Raw genomic sequence first — 17,135 nt, forward strand, 5'->3', positions numbered from 1 at the left:
GGCCGGGGTGTGGCGGGGTGGTGCTCGCTGGGCCGGGCTGCGACGGAGCGGTGTCCGGTATGCCTGCGTGCGGTGGTGTCGTGCCCGCCAGGTCGGGGTGGTGCGCCGTGGTGGCTGACGGGCTGGTGTGCGTCGGCGGGGCGGCGGCCGGGCCGGGGCGTGCGGAGGTGGTGCCCGTCCAGCCGGGGTGAGGCGGAGTGGTGTCCGGGCGGGCTATGTGGGGCGGTGGTGTGCGCGGCGGGCCAGGAGGTGGCGGAGTGGTGTCCGGTCCGGGTGTGTGGGGTGGGGTCGTGCCCGCCGGGCCGGGGTGTGGCGGCGGGGGCGGGGTGGGGTTGGGGAGGGTGATGTACGGGCGGACGCGCAAGGGCTGGAAGCCTGGTGTGCAGTCGCAGGTTCCTTCCGTCGTGCCGCAATCCGGACAGTGCTCAGTGCTCACTCGAATCCCTCCGCTGGCCGCTGCCAGCGATTATGCAGACCCCCGGTAACCCGCCCAACCCGCCCGAGAGGCCATAACGGGACACACCGCTCAGGATGGAGGAGACGATCAGGCCCGAGGAGGAGCCGATGGTGCAGGACGTGACCACGGAGCCCGACCCGCGCAAGCGGACATCCGGCCCCAGCGCCGAACACGCCTCACGTGAGGTGCTCGTCTCCATCGGTGCGCTGCTGCTGGGGCTGCTCATCTCTTCGCTCGACCAGACGATCGTGTCGACGGCCCTGCCGACGATCGTCAGCGATCTCGGCGGGATGTCGCACCTGTCGTGGGTGGTCACGGCCTACATGCTCGCTTCGACGGCCGCCACACCGCTGTGGGGCAAGCTCGGGGACCAGTACGGGCGCAAGAAGCTCTTCCAGTCCGCCATTGTGATCTTTCTGATCGGGTCCGCCCTCTGCGGGCTGGCGCAGAACATGCCGCAGCTCATCGGCTTCCGCGCGCTGCAGGGGCTGGGCGGCGGCGGGCTGATGGTGCTGTCGATGGCGATCGTCGGGGACATCGTCCCGCCGCGTGAACGCGGCAAGTACCAGGGACTCTTCGGCGCGGTCTTCGGCGCCACCAGCGTGCTGGGTCCGCTGCTGGGCGGACTGTTCGTGGACCACCTGTCGTGGCGCTGGGTCTTCTACATCAACCTTCCCATTGGGCTCGTCGCCCTCGTCGTCATCGCCACGAGCCTGCGCATCCCGGTACGGACCGAGAAGCACACCATCGACTACCTCGGCACCTTCCTCATCGCCTCCGTCGCGACCTGCCTGGTGCTCGTGGCCTCGCTCGGGGGTACGTGGGGCTGGAGCTCGCCCGAGATCGTCGGGCTCGCGGTGCTCGGGCTCGTCCTGCTGGTCTGCTTCGTCCTCGTCGAGCGGCGGGCCGTGGAGCCGGTGCTCCCGCTCAAGCTGTTCCGGATCCGGACCTTCACCCTCTGCTCGCTCATTAGTTTCATCGTCGGTTTCGCGATGTTCGGTGCGATGGTCTATCTGCCGACCTTCCTCCAGGTGGTCCAGGGCGTCTCCCCGACCATGTCGGGCGTCCACATGCTGCCGATGGTGCTCGGACTGCTGATCACCTCCACGGTGTCCGGCCAGATCGTCAGCCGTACCGGGCGCTGGAAGGTCTTCCCGATCGCGGGTACGGCACTGACCGCGGTCGGGCTGCTGCTCCTGCACCAGCTGGAGCGCACCAGCTCCACCTGGGAGATGAGCCTCTACTTCTTCGTCTTCGGCGCCGGCCTCGGACTGGTCATGCAGGTGCTCGTCCTGGTGGTGCAGAACTCGGTCGGCTACGCCGACCTCGGTGTCGCCACCTCGGGTGCCACCTTCTTCCGCTCCATCGGCGCCTCCTTCGGCGTCGCCATCTTCGGCACGATCTTCACCAACCGGCTCGACGACAAGCTGGCCGGTGCGCTCAAGGGGATCCCGCTGCCGCCGGGGGTCGATGCGAGCCGGCTGGAGGCCGACCCGCGCGCCATCGGTGGGCTTCCCGCGGTGCTGCGACCGCGCGTGCTCGATGCCTACTCCACCTCCATCACGGACGTCTTCCTCTACGCGGCGCCCGTGGTGCTGGTGGCCTTCGTCGTGTCCTGGTTCCTGAAGGAGGACAAGCTGCGCGGTTCGGTGACGGCGCCCGATGTCACCGAGACCCTCGCCTCCAACCCCGTCCAGCGCTCCTCGCGGGAGGAGGTCGCCCGCGCCCTGACGGTGCTCGGGACCCTCCAGGGCCGCAAGCACGTCTACGAGAAGATCACCGCGAAGGCCGGCTACGACCTGCTGCCCGCCGCCAGCTGGATGCTGCTGCGGATCAACAAGTACGGAACCGTCGATCCGGCCGTGCTGGCGGAGAAGACCATGGTGCCGCTGCGGGCCATCACGGACGCGGGCCGCCAGATCGAGGAGCGGGGGCTGGCCGTCCGCGAGGGGCTGCCGCTGGTCCTGACGGAGAAGGGCCGTGAGAGCGCGCTGAAGCTGTCCGCCGCGCGGGAGGAGTCGCTCGCCGAGCTGCTCGGCGACTGGTGGACCGCGGACCGACCGACGGACCTGTCCGAGCTCGTTGCGGAGATCAACTCGGAGCTCTGCGGTTCTGTCGACGAGGAGCCCTACGAGACCTTGCCCCGACGGGACCATTCCGCCAGGTGAACGGCCCCGCCAGGTGAACGGCCCCGCCAGGACCGCGAGGTGAACGGTCCGCCGACCTGCCGGTCAGACCAGGCGCTTCTCGAACCAGTGCTCGGCGTAGGGGCCGGAGCTGTACGCGGGTATCTCCGCGTACCCGTGGCGCGCGTACAACGCGCGGGCCTCCACCAGGTCGGACCGGGTGTCGAGCCGGACCCGCTCGGCACCCAGCGCGCGGCCCGCGTCCTCCAGGACCCGGAGCAGGGCCGCCCCGCCGCCCGTACCGCGGGCGCGCGGGTCCACGTACACCCGGGTGAGCTCGGCGGTGGCGGGGTCCAGGAGGCGTATCCCCCCGCACGCGAGGGGGCGGCCGTCGAGTCGGCCGACCACGAACCGGCCCGTCCGCCCCGTGAGCTCGTCGTCCGGGAAGTCCAGGAGGCCCTGGTCGATCTCGGCCTCGGTGACGGACCGCCCCCAGTACCGGCCGGCGACCTCCGCGTAGTACGCGCGGCGCAGCAGCGTGGCGTCCGGGGTGGTGAACGGTTCGGTGGCGACCTGCCAGCTCCCGGCCGGGGGAGTGGTGGTGGGAGTGGGGGTGGAGGAGGGGGTGGTCGTGGGGGTGGGGAGCGTCTCTCTGGTGGTCATGGCGTCATTGTGGGGCGCCGTCCCGCTGCCCGCGTTGGAATATCCACAGGACCGGGCCGATGATAGGGAAAAGGGCAAAACGTACCCACGAAGGGCGTGACCGTCATGTCGGAGCATCCTGACTGTGCCCTGATCCGCCGCGGCTACGAGGCTTTCGGCCAGGGCGACATGGAGAAGCTGAGCACGATGATGACGGCCGACGTCATCCAGCACATGCCCGGGAGCGGCCCCCTCTCGGGGCACCACAAGGGGCGGGAAGCCGTCTTCGACCTCTATCGCCGGCTCGGCGAAGAGACGAACGGAACGTTCAACGTACATCTGGACAAACTGCTCGCCGACGGCCGCGGCCACGTCATGAGTTTCCACACAGCACGCGCCGACCGGGGCGACCGCGGGATCGAGATCCACGAGGGAATCTTCTTCACGATCGTCGCCGGAAAGATCAGCGACCTCGACGTCTGCACCGAGGACATCGAGGAGAGCGACAGCTTCTGGGCGTAAGGCCCGAGACCTGAGGGTCCAAAGGGGCCTGAGGGGGAGCAAGAGGAATGCGAGAAGGGCCCGGAGCCGCGGCTCCGGGCCCTTCCGACGCTCAGCCCTGCTTCGGCGCCGCCTGCTGCACGACCTCGAACGACCACACCGACGAGCCCGTGGCAGCGGGCTTCGGCCGCTCCGCGCCGCCTTCGGCACCCGCCGGACCGCCTGCCGCGCCCGCCTGACCGCCACCCTGGTGGGCCGCCTTCATGGGCCCCTCCATCCACGCCTGGAAGTCCTCCTCGGAACGCCACCGCGTGTACACGAGATACTGGTCCGTGCCCTCGACGGGCCGCAGCAGCTCGAACCATTCGAACCCGTCCGAGCTCTCCACGGAGCCCGCACGGGAGGCGAACCGCTGCTCCAGAACCTCTCGCTGCGCGTCCGGGACGGTGAGGGCGTTGATCTTCACGATGCTCATGCCCGCCATCCTAGGTATCGCGCGGGAGATATCGTCGTCCGGGTAAATGAAGCGCGCGGTATGAAACGCAGTACGAAACGCGGCAGCCAGGCGAAGTCAGGGTTGCAGTCAACAGGGCGGGAGGCCGGCGAGGCGTGGCTAACGCGGCGGAGCACAGTGGTGCGAACGGACATGCCGGGGTCATAGGCGGTAGCGGAAGCAGACTCGGGGCGGCACGCCTCATGCTGTGGGCGCTGGCCCTGCTGCTCGCCGTCAGGCAGGCCGCGGTCGTGCTGCGCGTGCCACCGGGCGAGTGGCTCAGCGGCTTCCACCTCCCGAGCGGCCTCGCGGGCTCGCTCTACACGAACGGCCAGTTCACCGGGACCCCCTTCGCGGGGCTGGTCCTCAAGCCGCTCCTGGGCCTCGCCGCGCCCTCCCTGGAGGTGGCCTGGACCTGCGTGACCCTGCTGCTCGTCGCCGCCGTCGGGCTGGTCGCCGCGCGCGCCCTGCCCGACCCCGTGCCGCGGCGCACCGCGCTGCTGGCCGCGCCCGTGCTGGTCGCGCTGATGATGGTCTCGCTGCCCGTTCGCGAGGCCGCGCTGCCCGGGCAGACCGCCGTGCTGCCGGTGCTGCTGGTGCTCCTCGCCGTGTTCCGGGTCCCGAGCGAGCGCCCCTCCGGGTTCCTGATCGGCCTGGCCGCAGCCCTCCAGCCCGCGCTGCTGCTCTTCGCGCCCCTGCTGTGGCTGTCCGGACGCCGGGCCACCGCGCGCTCCGCCGCCGTGACCTTCGCCGGCGCCACCGCCCTGTCCTGGGCGGCCCTGCCCAGCGACTCGTGGACGTACTGGGTCCAGCACCTGGCCGGCACCGGCCTCGGCGGCGCACCCGACGGGCTCGCCAACCAGTCCGTGCACGGCGCCCTGCTGCGCCTGGGCCTCTCCGGCCCCGGCGAGGTCCTGCTCTACGTCGCCCTCGCGGCCCCGATCGTCTGGATCGGCCTGCGCCGCGCCGCCCGCTACGCCCGCGACGGCCAGCTGCTGCTCGCCGTCGCGATCACCGGCTGCGTGGCCGTCGCCGTGTCCCCGACGGGCTGGCGCCACCAGCTGCTGTGGGTACTGCTGGCGGTCGCGGGCAAGGTCGGCAAGCGGGCCGCGGACCGGCCGGTGTGGCCGGTGGCCGTGGTGCTCGCCATGACCTTGCCGAGCGACGTACTGCTGCCCAACCTCGTCGCGCTGGCCCCCGTACGGGACAACGTGCTGCTGCTGGCCGCCCTCGCGGCGGCCTGCGCGGTGCCGTTCCTGCCGCGCTCCTCCCCGTACTGGCGCGAGCCGGTCCCCACCGCCTACGGGCGGCCCGCGCCAGCGCGGTGGGCGCGGGTCCCGCTGCTGCCGTTCTGGCGGCGCGTGCTGTCGCGTCCGAACCTGCTGCTGGAACTGCTCCTGATACGAGTCGGGTACTCGCTGTACTCGCACATCCGGGCCGCGGCACCCACCAGCCGGAGTCTGGCGGAGGGCAACGGGAGCCAGATCCACGGGATCGAGAAGGCGCTCGGCATCGACATCGAGCACGCCGTGAACCACGCGGTGGTGAACACGCCCTGGCTGGAGGCGTTCTTCAACTTCTACTACACCTCCTTCCACTTCGTGGTCCCGCTCGGGATCCTGGCGGTGCTGTACTGGCGCCGGCCCAAGGACTACCGGTGGGCCCGCGCCTCGCTGGGGCTGGCGACGGTGCTCGCGCTCATAGGCTTCTGGCTGTATCCGCTGGCGCCGCCGCGGCTGATGCCGGGGCTGGGCTTCGTCGACACCGTGCACGGGGTGCAGGACCTGGCGAACCCGAGCTACGGGGCCATGACGGCGATCTCCAACCAGTACGCGGCGATGCCCTCGCTGCACTTCGGCTGGTCGCTGTGGTGCGGGGTCGTGATCGTCACGCTCGCGCCGAAGGGGTGGCAGAAGCTGCTCGGTGCGCTGCATCCGACGATCACCGTGTGCGCGATCGTGGCGACGGCCAACCACTGGGTGCTCGACGCGGTCGGCGGCGCGGTGGTCGTCGGGGCCGGGTTCGGGCTCGTCTACGTGCTGTCGGGGCCCCGGGGCGATGCGGTGCCCGCCGGGGTGGCCGTGCCGCGGCCTCGGAGGCCGGAGCGGGTCGGAGCGGGGTCCGCGGAGCGGACGAGGGCCTGATCGGGGTGGCCTGGGCTGCCTAGGCGGCCTGCGCGGCCTGCGCGGCCTGCGCGGCCTGCGCGCGGTGACGAAGGGGTGCCGGGGCGGTGTAGCAGCCCGCCCCGGCACCCCTTCGCGATGGATCGCCGCGTTCTGCCAGGATCCGCCCGCGGGGTGGCTTCCGCCACTCGGGGCGGGGGCCGGCGGGGCGGTGGGGTGTGGTGGGCCCTGCGGGGCTGTCCCCTACCCGCCCTTCGCCCGTTCCCCGGGGCTGCGCCCCGGACCCCTTCGGGGCTGTGCCCCGGACCCCGTCCGTGCGGCGCCCCGGACTCCTTCGGGGCTGTGCCCCGGACCCCGTCCGTGCGGCGCCCCGGACCCCTTCGGGGCTGCGCCCCGGGCCCCGCCCGTCGGTGCCGTTGCCGGGGGCCTGCCCCCGGGCCCCCGCGCCTCAAACGTCGGCGGGGCTGGGTTTGGCCGGGCTATTCGGCCGGCAGGTTGGCCACGACCAGGGCTATGGCCGCGCGGGCCGTGTCGGCTTCGCCGAGGACGGTGGTTTGGCGGGGGCCTCGGACGCGGAAGCGACCGTCGGGGAGGGGTTCCACGGCCGGGGCGGTCACGGCGAAGGGGTGGCCCGTGGAGGCGCTGAACCACAGGGTGAAGTGGCTGGTGTACGGGTAGAGCCGGCGGAGTTCCGGCTCCTCGCGGGCGGCCTCGATGAGGGCCAGGACGCCCTGGCTCATGGGCTCGGACCCGCCGCTGAGATCGACCATCCGCTGCCACGTCGTGGGCAGTCGCTGCCACCGTCTCGCGCTGGGGTCATCGAGGTTCATCCGGGCAGTCTGGGGTCCGGCCCGCCGCCAAGGCAATGATCCCAAAGGCGGCGAGACGGTAACGACCGGTGACCGGCGAGTAACAACCGAGGGACGGCAGGGGCCGGGCGTGGGAGGTGAGGCCCCTGCCGTCCTGGATCGCGGGTCAGACGTCAGCCGGCGGGTGTCGGCTGGTGGGCGTCAGCCGTGGCTGACCCGCAGTTCCTTGATGCCGTTCAGCCAGGCCGCGCGCAGCCGGCGCGGGCCCTCGCCGACGAGGCGCAGGTCGGGCAGGGCGTCGGCCAGGGCGTTGAACATCAGGTCGATCTCCATGATGGCCAGCGACTTGCCGAGGCAGAAGTGCGGGCCGCCGCCGCCGAAGCCCAGATGCGGGTTCGGGTCGCGGGTGATGTCGAAGACGTCGGGGTTCTCGAAGACCTCGGGGTCGTGGTTGGCGGAGGAGTAGAACATGCCGACCCGGTCGCCCGCCTTGATCTTCTGCCCGCCCAGTTCGGTGTCCTGGGTGGCGGTGCGCTGGAAGGACACCACCGGGGTGGCCCAGCGCACGATCTCCTCGGCGGCGGTGGAGGGCCGGGTGCGCTTGTAGAGCTCCCACTGCTCGGGGTGGGTCAGGAAGGCGTGCATGCCGTGGCTGATGGCGTTGCGGGTGGTCTCGTTGCCCGCGACCGCCAGGAGGAGGACGAAGAAGCCGAACTCGTCGGAGCCCAGGTTGCCCTGGCCCTCGGCCGCCACGAGCTGCGTGACGATGTCCTTGGCCGGACACTCCTTGCGCTCCGCCGCCAGGTTCATCGAGTAGCCGATGATCTCGGCCGCCGCGTTGCCGCCGACCTCGGCGGTGATCGCGTACTCCGGGTCGTCGTACGCGATCATCTTGTTCGACCAGTCGAAGATCCGGGACCGGTCCTCCTGCGGTACGCCGATCAGCTCGGCGATGGCCTGGAGCGGCAGCTCGCACGCGACCTGGGTGACGAAGTCGAAGCTGCCGTCCGCCGAGGCTTCGAGGGCTTCCGCGACGATCTTGCGGGCCCGGTCGCGCAGGGCGTCCTCCAGTCCGCGGATGGCCCGCGGGGTGAAGCCGCGCTGCACGATCTGGCGTACGCGGGTGTGTTCCGGCGGATCCATGTTCAACATGATCAGTCGCTGGGCATCTATCGCTTCGCGCTGGATGTGCTCGTTGAAGCGGATGATCGCCGTGTTCGTGGTGGAGGAGAACAACTCCGGGTGCGTGGAGATGTACTTGACGTCCGCGTGCCGGGTGACGGCCCAGTACCCCTCGTCGTCGAAGCCGGTGACGCCCCGCGGCTGCGGGCACCACCACACGGGTGCGGTCTGCCGCAACTGCGCGAACTCGGGGTAGGGGACCCGGTCTTGGAGGACGTCCGGGTCGGTGGCGTCGAAGCCTTCGGGCAGCGCGGGGCAGGTCATCGGGCGACTCCAAAGTCTGACGGCCCATCAGAAGTTGGCTTGAAGGTAGTAACGAGTTCTAGAAGTGACAAGGGGCCCCGCGCCAACTGTTGCGTGTGGAATCCGTGTAAGCCGCGTGCAAGACCCTTGCGTACCGGGTGTTCTGGTCATAAGACTGCGGGGAGAACTAGAACGCGTACTAGTTCGGGTGGGGCGCCGGGACGGCCTGCCCGTCAGCTGAGGCGCGCTAGCCGATGCGCGCTGTGCGCTACGCAGGAGCAGGAGAGGACGAGCTCATGGCCGCGGAACCCGTCATCGTCGAAGCCGTACGCACCCCGATCGGCAAGCGCGGGGGCGCGCTCGCCAATCTTCACCCCGCCTACCTCCTCGGCGAGACCTACCGCGAACTCCTCGCCCGCACCGGAATCCAGCCCGACTGCGTGGAGCAGATCGTCGGCGGCACCGTCACCCACGCCGGCGAGCAGTCGATGAACCCGGCCCGCAACGCCTGGCTGGCCATGGGCCTCCCGTACGAGACCGCCGCGACCACCGTGGACTGTCAGTGCGGCAGCTCCCAGCAGGCCAACCACATGGTCGCCAACATGATCTCCGGCGGTGTCATGGACATCGGCATCGCCTGCGGGGTCGAGGCCATGACCCGCGTCCCGCTCGGCTCCGGCTCCAAGCACGGACCGGGCAAGCCCTTCCCGGACGAGTGGAACGTCGACCTCCCGAACCAGTTCGAGGCCGCCGAGCGCATCGCCCGCCGCCGGGGCCTGACCCGCGAGGACGTGGACCGCCTCGGAGTCCTGTCCCAGGAGCGGGCCGCCGCCGCGTGGGCCGAGGAGCGGTTCAAGCGGGAGACCTTCGCCGTGCAGGTGCCCACCACGGAGGCCGAGCAGGCCGCCGGCCAGGGCATGTGGAGGCTGGTCGACCGGGACGAGGGCCTGCGCGACACCTCCATGGAGGGCCTCGCCCGGCTCAAGCCGGTCATGCCGACCGCCGTGCACACCGCCGGGAACTCCTCGCAGATATCCGACGGCGCCGCCGCCGTGATGTGGGCCTCGCGCAAGATGGCCCGCGCGCTCAAGCTGCGGCCGCGCGCCCGGATCGTCGCCCAGACGCTGGTCGGCTCCGACCCGCACTTCCACCTGGACGGGCCGATCGACGCCACGCGGGCCGTACTGGGCAAGGCCGGCATGTCCCTCAAGGACATCGACCTCGTCGAGATCAACGAGGCCTTCGCCTCCGTCGTCCTCAGCTGGGCCCAGGTCTTCGACCAGGACCTGGAGAAGGTCAACGTCAACGGCGGCGGCATCGCGATCGGCCACCCCGTCGGCGCGACCGGCGCCCGCCTGATCACCACCGCCCTGCACGAGCTGGAGCGCCGGGACAAGGAGTTCGCGCTGATCACCATGTGCGCGGGCGGCGCGCTGGCGACGGGCACCATCATCCAGCGGCTGTAGCACTGCTGCGCCGCCTTCGAACCCTGTGGGATGGGATCGCAAAGGCCCCGGTGGCCGGACCTGGGGAGGTCGGCTGCCGGGGCCTTCGCATGTGCTGTTTCGGTACTGCTGCGGTGCTGCTCTGATCCTGCTCCGGTCCTGCTCCGGTCCTGCTCCGGTCCTGCTTCGTCTGGTTCCGCTGGTGGTTTAGTACCAGTGGTTGTTCTGCCAGAACGTCCAGGCGCCGGCGGGGCTGCCGTAGCGGGAGTTCATGTAGTCCAGGCCCCACTTGATCTGGGTGGCCGGGTTGGTCTTCCAGTCCGAGCCCGCCGAGGCCATCTTCGACGCCGGCAGGGCCTGGACCAGGCCGTACGCGCCGGAAGCGGAGTTCGTGGCGGTGTAGTCCCAGCCGGACTCGTGGGACACGATGTTGTTGAACGCCGCGAACTGCGCCGGGTCCTTGATCATCTGCTGGGCGATCGCCTTGGCACTCATCGGGGCGGCCTGCGCGGGAACCGCGGCCAGCATGGAACCGGCAACGCCCAGGGCGAGGACGGTACCCGCGAGGGTCTTCTTCGAAGCGGCGATGCGGCGGATGACGGCGTTGGACACGGACGAACCTTCCGAAGGGAACAAGGGCAGTCGCAGACACGCCGAAGACGTGCGTGAGCCACTCACGCGAGGGAGAGGGGATCGTCGGCGGGAGCGGGAGAACCCGGGGGAACTCCGTCCGCCTTGCGACACATCCAGTTCTACGGGGGCAGAGCCCGCCTGGCAACGACCCCTCTTACTAGTGGCCCTCGCAGCCGAGGCGCAACGACCCCTCTGGGGGCGGGAGGGTATCGGTGCAGGTGGGGGGTGGCGTGAGGGGGTGGGTAGGGGCCGTTTAAGGACTACTATCCCGCCTCGTATGTGACCAAGGTCCTGTGGGGCGGGTCACCGCCGACAGCCCCGAATCTCACTGTGCGTGGCGGGTCATGTCCCTCTCAGGGGAAGGCGGGCGGGTCGATTCCGTCCCCGGATCGAAGGCCACGGGGGCGTCGAACGCCGCTTTCCGAGTGGCCCGCCGCAATGCCTTCAGCAGGGTCGCGCCGAGCGTGAGGGTCAGTACGACGGTCAGCGCGGCCCGGCCCAGGTCCCAGCCCAGCGAGGTCGCCAGGCAGTACGAGACGAAGCGCGCGAGGTTCGCCGGGAGCGGCTCCCCGGGGTGGAAGGAGATCCCCTGGCCCATGCCCTGAATGATCACCCAGCCCTGCAGGTTCATGATCGTGCCGTACGCGAACGAGCCGAGGAACCCGTACAGCGCGAGCATCGTCAGCTCGGCCCGCCCCCGGATCCGGTCCGGACCCGGCAGCAGCCCGGCCCCCAGCGAGAACCAGCCCATGGCCAGCATCTGGAACGGCATCCACGGCCCGACACCGCCCGTGAGCAGGGCCGACGCGAACATCGTGACCGCGCCCAGGACGAAGCCGAAGCCCGGGCCGAGGACCCGGCCGCTCAGCACCAGCAGGAAGAACATGGGCTCCAGGCCGGCCGTACCGGCGCCCAGCGGGCGCAGCGCGGCCCCGACGGCGGCCAGTACGCCGAGCATGGCGACGGCCTTGGCGTCCATGCCGTCGTCGGCGATGGTCGCGACGACCACGCCGACGAGGAGCGGGAGCAGGGCGGCGAAGAGCCAGGGGGCGTCCTGGGCGTGCGCGAAGCCGGACTGGCGGTCGGCGAGGAGCGGCCAGCCGAAGGCGGCGATGCCGATGAGGGTGACGAGGACCAGGGCGGCGGCGGCGCGGGGGCCGATGCGGAGGGGGCGGGGGGTGCGGGGGGTGGCCGCGTCGCCGCGGGGGCTCATGAGGCGCCCCGGGCGGAGAGGGCCGCCTCGACCTGGGAGACCGTGAGCCAGTGGCCCGGGGCCAGGATCTTGGCCACCTGTGGAGCGAAGGCGGGGGAGGAGACGACGACCTCGGCGGTCGGGCCGTCCGCGACGATCTCGCCGCCGGCCAGGATCACCACGCGGTGGGCCAGCTCGGCGGCGAGCTCCACGTCGTGGGTGGCCAGGACGATGGCGTGGCCGTCGGCGGCGAGCCCGCGCAGGATCTCCACCAGGCGGGCCTTGGCGGCGTAGTCCAGCCCGCGGGTCGGCTCGTCGAGGAGCAGCAGGGCCGGGCGGCCGGTCAGGACCAGCGCCAGGGCGAGGGCCAGGCGCTGGCCCTCGGACAGGTCGCGCGGGTGGGTGTCGTCGGGGACGTCGGGGAGGAGCGCGGCGACGAGGGCACGGCAGGTGCCGGGCGCCTGGCCGGCGTCGTGGTCGGCGGCGGTGCACTCGGCTGCGACGGTGTCGGCGTAGAGGAGGTCGCGGGGCTCCTGGGGGACGAGGCCGACGCGGGTCACCATCTCGGCGGGCGGCGTGCGGTGGGGGGTGCGGCCGCTGACGGTCACCTGGCCGGTGGTGGGCTCCAGCGTGCCGATGAGGGTGGCGAGGAGGGTGGACTTTCCGGCGCCGTTGCGGCCCATCAGGGCGATGGTCTCGCCCTGCGCCACGCTGAGGTTGATGTCGCGGAGGACTTCGGCGCGGCCGCGGCGGAGGGAGACGGCCTTGACCGTGGCCGGGACCTTGACCGTGGCCGGGGCCTCGCCGATTGCCCGGGTCGGCTGGGTCGGCTGGGAGGTGGGGCGGCCTCGGCGGCGCAGCCGGGCGAGCAGGCCGGGGCGGTGCGTGGGGCCGGGGCCGGTGCGGGGGCCCTGCGGGCGGCCGTCCCCTACCCACCCTTCGCCCGTTCCCCGGGGCTCCGCCCCGGACCCCTCGCGGGGCTCCGCCCCGGACCCCGCCGGGGGCTGCGCTCCGGGACCGGTCTGGGGCTGTGCCCCGGAGCCCGCCGGGGGCTCCGCCCCGGGACCGGCCGGGGGCTCCGCTCCGGACCCCGCCGGGGGCTCCGCCCCGGACCCCGCCTGGGTCAGGCGGGTGAGGAGGGGGGCTGTGCGGCGGCGGGCGTCGCGGATGGAGAGGGGGAGGGGGGACCAGTTCGCCAGGCGGCCCAGGGCCACCACCGGGGGGTGGACCGGGGAGACGGCCATGATGTCGGAGGGGGTGCCCAGGACGGCGGGTGCGCCCGGGGAAGGCAGGAGCAGGACCCGGTCGGCGTACTGGACCACGCGCTCCAGGCGGTGCTCCGCCATCAGGACGGTCGTGCCCAGGTCGTGGACCAGGCGTTGCAGGACGGCCAGGACTTCCTCCGCCGCCGCAGGGTCGAGGGCGGAGGTCGGCTCGTCCAGGACCAGGACCTTCGGGTGCGGGGTCAGCACCGAACCGATCGCCACCCGCTGCTGCTGGCCCCCGGACAGGGTGGCGATCGGGCGGTCGCGCAGGTCGTTGAGGCCGAGGAGGTCGAGGGTTTCCTCGACGCGGCGGCGCATGACGGAGGGCGCCAGGCCCAGGGATTCCATGCCGTAGGCGAGCTCGTCCTCGACGACGTCCGTCACGAAATGGGCCAGTGGATCCTGGCCCACCGTGCCGACCACGTCCGCGAGTTCCCGCGGCTTGTGCGTGCGGGTGTCCCGGCCGGCGACCGTGACCCGGCCCTTGAGGGTGCCCCCGGTGAAGTGCGGGACCAGGCCCGAGACCGCCCCGAGGAGGGTGGACTTGCCGACGCCGGAGGGGCCGACCAGGAGGGTCAGCTCACCCTCCGGGAGGGCGAAGTCGGCGTGGGCGAGGGAGGGGGCGGCCGCGCCCTCGTACGTCACCGATACGTCTTCGAAGTGGATCATGGGGGCTGCTTACGCCTCCTGAGAGGGGAGCGAAGGGGGGAGCGGGGCCACCAGGGCCGGGAGGAGGCCGATCAGGATCGCCGCCGCCGGCCAGAGCGGGAGGGTCGGGGCGACGAGGGGGACGACGCCGGGGCGCAGGGCCTCCGGGTCCAGGGACGCGGCCCGGATCAGCAGCGCCGCGACCGCCGCGCCCGACCCGGCGACCAGCCAGGCCCGTACGCCCCACCGGTCCGGCCGGTACCGGGTCCGGATCGACCGGCGGCCGCCGAGGCGCAGCCCGGCCAGGGCCAGGAGGAGGGAGACGAGGAGGAGGGTGAGGCCGTAGCCGGCGCCCTCCGCCGCCAGCAGCCCGTACGTCCCCGCGCACATGCCGAGCAGCCCGCCGAGGGTGAGCACGTTGGTGGTGTGCCGGACGGCGGCGGGAACCCGTGCGGTGCGGCCGTAGCCGCGGGCGTCCATCGAGGCGGCGATGGCCACGGAACGTTCCAGCGCGCCCTCCAGGACCGGCAGGCCGATCTGGAGGACGGCCCGGATCCCGCCCGTGGGACGGCCGCGCAGCCGGCGGGCCGTACGGAGGCGGACCACGTCCGCGACCATGTTCGGCGCGAAGGTCATCGCGACGACCACGGCGACCCCGACCTCGTACAGGGCCGCGGGCAGCGACTTCAGCAGCCGCGCCGGGTTCGCGAGGGCATTGGCGGCGCCGACGCAGATGAGGAGCGTGGCCAGCTTCGCGCCGTCGTAGAAGGCGAAGACGAGCTGCTCCGCGGTGACCCGGCCACCGAGCCGGATGCCCTGCGCCCAGGCCGGGAGCGGGACCTCGGGGAGGGTGAAGAGGGTGTGCACGCCGGGGATGGGGGAGCCGAGGAGCATGGAGAAGACGAGGCGCAGGCCGATGACGAAGAGGCCGAGCTTCACGAACGCCCCGTAGGAACGCGCCCAGGGGGCGTCCGTACGGCGGGCCGCGACCACGTAACCGGCGACGCCGACGATCAGGCCGAGGAGGAGGGGGTTGGTGGTGCGGGAGGCGGCGGTCGCGAGCCCGAGGGCCCACAGCCACCAGGCACCCGCGTGCAGGGCGTTGCCACGCGTGGCCTCGGGAGCACGCCATCTTTTGTACGTCGGCACCCGCGGGCTCCCGGTTGCCCGGTCGGCGGCGTTCGGGCCGGCCGGGGTGGGGACGTCGCGTGCCGCGCCGTGGTGGGTGCGCCCGGCCTGCGGCCGGGCGGGGTTCCCACCCGTACCACCCGTGCGGGGGGAGGGGCGGGTGGCCCCGGTGGGCGGTTGCCCGCCGTCGGCGCCCGTCCCGCCGCTCCCGCCCACCACCGTCATCGGGTGCGGCGGCGGCGGGACTGCCAGAACGTGGCCGCGCCCAGGGCGGCCACCGCTGCGATGCCCGCGAGGAGGCCCGCCGACGGCCCGCCGCCGTCGGAGCCGGCGGCCGCGTCGGCGGCGGGCTCGGCCGGGGCGGTCGCCGTGCCCGTGGGCGTGACGGTGTCCGCGAGGGGCTCGCCGCAGCCCTGCTTCGGGTAGCCCGAGATCGCGCACAGCAGTGCCGCGCTGTTGTAGCGCAGCGGCTTGGCCACCTCCGCCAGCGCCTCGGCCGCCGTGGCGTCCGGGCCGACCTGCGCGCACGCCGTACGCGGAGCGTCCTGCGGCGGGGTTTCGCCCGCCTGGGCTTCGGCGGGCGTGCCGAAGTCGATGACGAGCGCGATCCGCTTCTTGCCCGCCGCCGGTGCGGTGGCCGAGCAGATGGACGCGAAGTCGGGAGCCGTGCGCGGCGGGGCGGCCTGGTCGGCCGCGTCCTTGCTCACCACGAAGTGGAAGCCCTGCACGGAGCCGTCCGCCGGACGCAGCGAGGAGGGGCCCTGGGTGGCGTACGCCCAGGTGCCGCCCGACCCGTCCCAGAACGACCAGTAGCGGTAGGTCGATGCCAGGGCGGGGGACGCGGCGAGCAGGGTCACGGCCAGGGCCAGGACGATGCCGATGACGCCGGCGACGGGGGCGGGCCGGGCCGACAGGGCCGGACGGACCGGGCGGGGACCGCGCATCAGAGCTGGTTCTTCTTCCGGCGGCCGCTCAGCACGATGCCGATGCCCATGCCGGCCGCCGCGCCCGCGAGGATCATCCACCAGACGTTGCCGCCGCCGGAGTCCTCGTCCTTCTTCTCGTCCTTCTTCTCCGCCGGCTGCTCCGACGCGCTCGCGGACGCGCCCTGCGGGGCCGGGCCCGTCGCGTTCAGCGCCGCCACCAGGTCGGTGCCGCCGAAGGACTTCGGGTCGGTGCCGGTCGCGTGCGCGGCCAGGATCAGGGTGGCGAGACCGGCCGGGTTGCCCTTGGACCACTCGGCGGAGTTGGTCTTCAGCCACTCCAGGGCGCCCGCCGCGGACTGCTTGTGCCCGGCCGCGGCCAGGGCGATGACCGCGTCGGCGGTGTTGCCGTGGTCCGCGGTCGACTGGTCGGCGCCCGGGGTCAGGGCGGTGAGGTGGCCGTCCTTCTTCAGGGCCTCCGCCAGGTACCCGGCGCCGCCCTGGGCCGCCGCCACCGGGTCGCCGGCGGTCGCCGGGCAGGCGAGCGGGGCCGCGGGGGTGTCCGTGCGGGAGGGGGCGACGACCGGGCCCATGCCGAGTCCGGCCACCACGACGGCGGCCGTCGCGTCGGCGCTGGCGGACAGCTTGCCGCCGGCCGGCTGGAACGCGAAGGCGCCCCGGTCGGCCGCCGGTTCGGCCGAGCAGCCCAGCTGGAAGGTGAGGAGGGCCTCGTACGGAGACTTGCCCGCCTTCGACTTGACCTCGGCCGGCTTCTCGCCGGCCGCCTCCAGGGCGCGGATCACGAGGGCGGTCGAGTTGGCGTCCGAACCGTTGTCCATGGCGCCGCCGGGGTTGCTGCTCCAGCCGCCGTCGTCCTTCTGTACGGACTTCAGCCAGCCGACCGCCTTCTTCACCGTGTCGGTGTGCCCGCCGACCGCGGCCAGGGCCTGCACGGCGACCGAGGTGGCGTTGGAGTCGATGTACGCCGAGGCGTCGCAGGGCTTGGCGGTGTCCGCGCGGAAGGCGGCGAAGGAGCCGTCGGCGCACTGCTGGCCGACCAGCCAGTCCACGGCCTGCAGGGCGGGCTTCTCGCCCACCGTGGTCTGGGCGAGCAGCGCGAACGACTGCCGCCACACCCCGTCGTACGTGGGGTCGCCCTTGCCGAAGAGACCGGAGGGGACGACGGGCGAAGGGGACGGCGTGGCGACATCGGCGAGGGCCGCGGGGGCCGAGCCCACGCAGAGCACGGCGGAGACGGCGAGCGTGGCGGCGCTGCGGCGGACGTTCATGCGGGGCGGGTGCCTCTCGTGCTGGGGAACCGGGAG

Annotated in this window: 14 protein-coding genes; 4 read left to right on the top strand and 10 right to left on the bottom strand. The window is 72.7% G+C overall.

All coding sequences use genetic code 11. The annotated features are described in order from the left end of the window. The first annotated feature begins 564 nt into the window (after positions 1-564). Entirely contained in the window at positions 565-2,625 is a 2,061-nt protein-coding gene (locus tag ACE1OC_RS28130) for an MDR family MFS transporter (protein ID WP_407841702.1), read from the top strand. Between the two features lie 63 nt (positions 2,626-2,688). Here the strand turns inward: ACE1OC_RS28130 and ACE1OC_RS28135 are convergent, their stop codons facing one another. Further along, positions 2,689-3,246, bottom strand: coding sequence for a GNAT family N-acetyltransferase (locus ACE1OC_RS28135; RefSeq protein WP_407839351.1), 558 nt, complete (start codon positions 3,244-3,246; stop codon positions 2,689-2,691). A gap of 105 nt (positions 3,247-3,351) precedes the next feature. On the opposite strand from ACE1OC_RS28135, the gene ACE1OC_RS28140 reads away from it, so the two are divergent. After that, positions 3,352-3,747, top strand: coding sequence for a nuclear transport factor 2 family protein (locus ACE1OC_RS28140; RefSeq protein WP_250745528.1), 396 nt, complete (start codon positions 3,352-3,354; stop codon positions 3,745-3,747). Between the two features lie 91 nt (positions 3,748-3,838). On the opposite strand, the gene ACE1OC_RS28145 is transcribed toward ACE1OC_RS28140, so the two are convergent. Next, positions 3,839-4,201 carry an antibiotic biosynthesis monooxygenase family protein gene (locus tag ACE1OC_RS28145; protein WP_407839352.1) on the bottom strand — a complete coding sequence of 121 codons (363 nt, stop codon included), beginning with the start codon at positions 4,199-4,201 and terminating at the stop codon, positions 3,839-3,841. Between the two features lie 221 nt (positions 4,202-4,422). On the opposite strand from ACE1OC_RS28145, the gene ACE1OC_RS28150 reads away from it, so the two are divergent. After that, positions 4,423-6,363, top strand: coding sequence for a bifunctional glycosyltransferase 87/phosphatase PAP2 family protein (locus tag ACE1OC_RS28150; RefSeq protein ID WP_407839353.1), 1,941 nt, complete (start codon positions 4,423-4,425; stop codon positions 6,361-6,363). Positions 6,364-6,821: 458 nt separating this feature from the next. Here the strand turns inward: ACE1OC_RS28150 and ACE1OC_RS28155 are convergent, their stop codons facing one another. Together ACE1OC_RS28155 and ACE1OC_RS28160 are read right to left on the bottom strand one after the other, a co-directional pair. Next, positions 6,822-7,172 (bottom strand): DUF6193 family natural product biosynthesis protein, encoded by a 351-nt coding sequence (locus ACE1OC_RS28155; RefSeq protein ID WP_407839354.1) that lies wholly within the window; start codon positions 7,170-7,172, stop codon positions 6,822-6,824. A 180-nt stretch (positions 7,173-7,352) separates the two neighbouring features. Continuing rightward, positions 7,353-8,597: a cytochrome P450 gene (locus ACE1OC_RS28160; protein ID WP_407839355.1), complete on the bottom strand. Its 1,245-nt coding sequence runs from the start codon at positions 8,595-8,597 to the stop codon at positions 7,353-7,355. A 275-nt stretch (positions 8,598-8,872) separates the two neighbouring features. On the opposite strand from ACE1OC_RS28160, the gene ACE1OC_RS28165 reads away from it, so the two are divergent. Beyond that, positions 8,873-10,042 carry a steroid 3-ketoacyl-CoA thiolase gene (locus ACE1OC_RS28165; protein WP_250745683.1) on the top strand — a complete coding sequence of 390 codons (1,170 nt, stop codon included), beginning with the start codon at positions 8,873-8,875 and terminating at the stop codon, positions 10,040-10,042. A gap of 186 nt (positions 10,043-10,228) precedes the next feature. Here ACE1OC_RS28165 and ACE1OC_RS28170 read toward each other — a convergent pair whose 3' ends face one another. The 6 genes from ACE1OC_RS28170 to ACE1OC_RS28195 form a co-directional block, all read right to left on the bottom strand. Further along, positions 10,229-10,633 carry a transglycosylase SLT domain-containing protein gene (locus ACE1OC_RS28170; protein WP_274551450.1) on the bottom strand — a complete coding sequence of 135 codons (405 nt, stop codon included), beginning with the start codon at positions 10,631-10,633 and terminating at the stop codon, positions 10,229-10,231. 346 nt (positions 10,634-10,979) lie between these two features. Beyond that, complete coding sequence (locus ACE1OC_RS28175; protein ID WP_407839356.1) at positions 10,980-11,867, bottom strand: ECF transporter S component; 888 nt, start codon at positions 11,865-11,867, stop codon at positions 10,980-10,982. Next, positions 11,864-13,780 carry an ABC transporter ATP-binding protein gene (locus ACE1OC_RS28180; protein ID WP_407839357.1) on the bottom strand — a complete coding sequence of 639 codons (1,917 nt, stop codon included), beginning with the start codon at positions 13,778-13,780 and terminating at the stop codon, positions 11,864-11,866. Before ACE1OC_RS28180 ends, ACE1OC_RS28175 begins: the two co-directional genes overlap by 4 nt. Positions 13,781-13,789: 9 nt before the next feature. Further along, positions 13,790-15,112, bottom strand: coding sequence for an energy-coupling factor transporter transmembrane component T (locus ACE1OC_RS28185; protein ID WP_407839358.1), 1,323 nt, complete (start codon positions 15,110-15,112; stop codon positions 13,790-13,792). Next, positions 15,109-15,834 carry an SCO2322 family protein gene (locus ACE1OC_RS28190; protein ID WP_407841703.1) on the bottom strand — a complete coding sequence of 242 codons (726 nt, stop codon included), beginning with the start codon at positions 15,832-15,834 and terminating at the stop codon, positions 15,109-15,111. Before ACE1OC_RS28190 ends, ACE1OC_RS28185 begins: the two co-directional genes overlap by 4 nt. Continuing rightward, entirely contained in the window at positions 15,831-17,099 is a 1,269-nt protein-coding gene (locus ACE1OC_RS28195) for a prenyltransferase/squalene oxidase repeat-containing protein (RefSeq protein ID WP_407839359.1), read from the bottom strand. Before ACE1OC_RS28195 ends, ACE1OC_RS28190 begins: the two co-directional genes overlap by 4 nt. Positions 17,100-17,135 lie beyond the last annotated feature (36 nt).

Origin of the sequence: Streptomyces stoeckheimensis, from assembly GCF_045822005.1 — a bacterium.
Classification (GTDB): domain Bacteria; phylum Actinomycetota; class Actinomycetes; order Streptomycetales; family Streptomycetaceae; genus Streptomyces; species Streptomyces stoeckheimensis.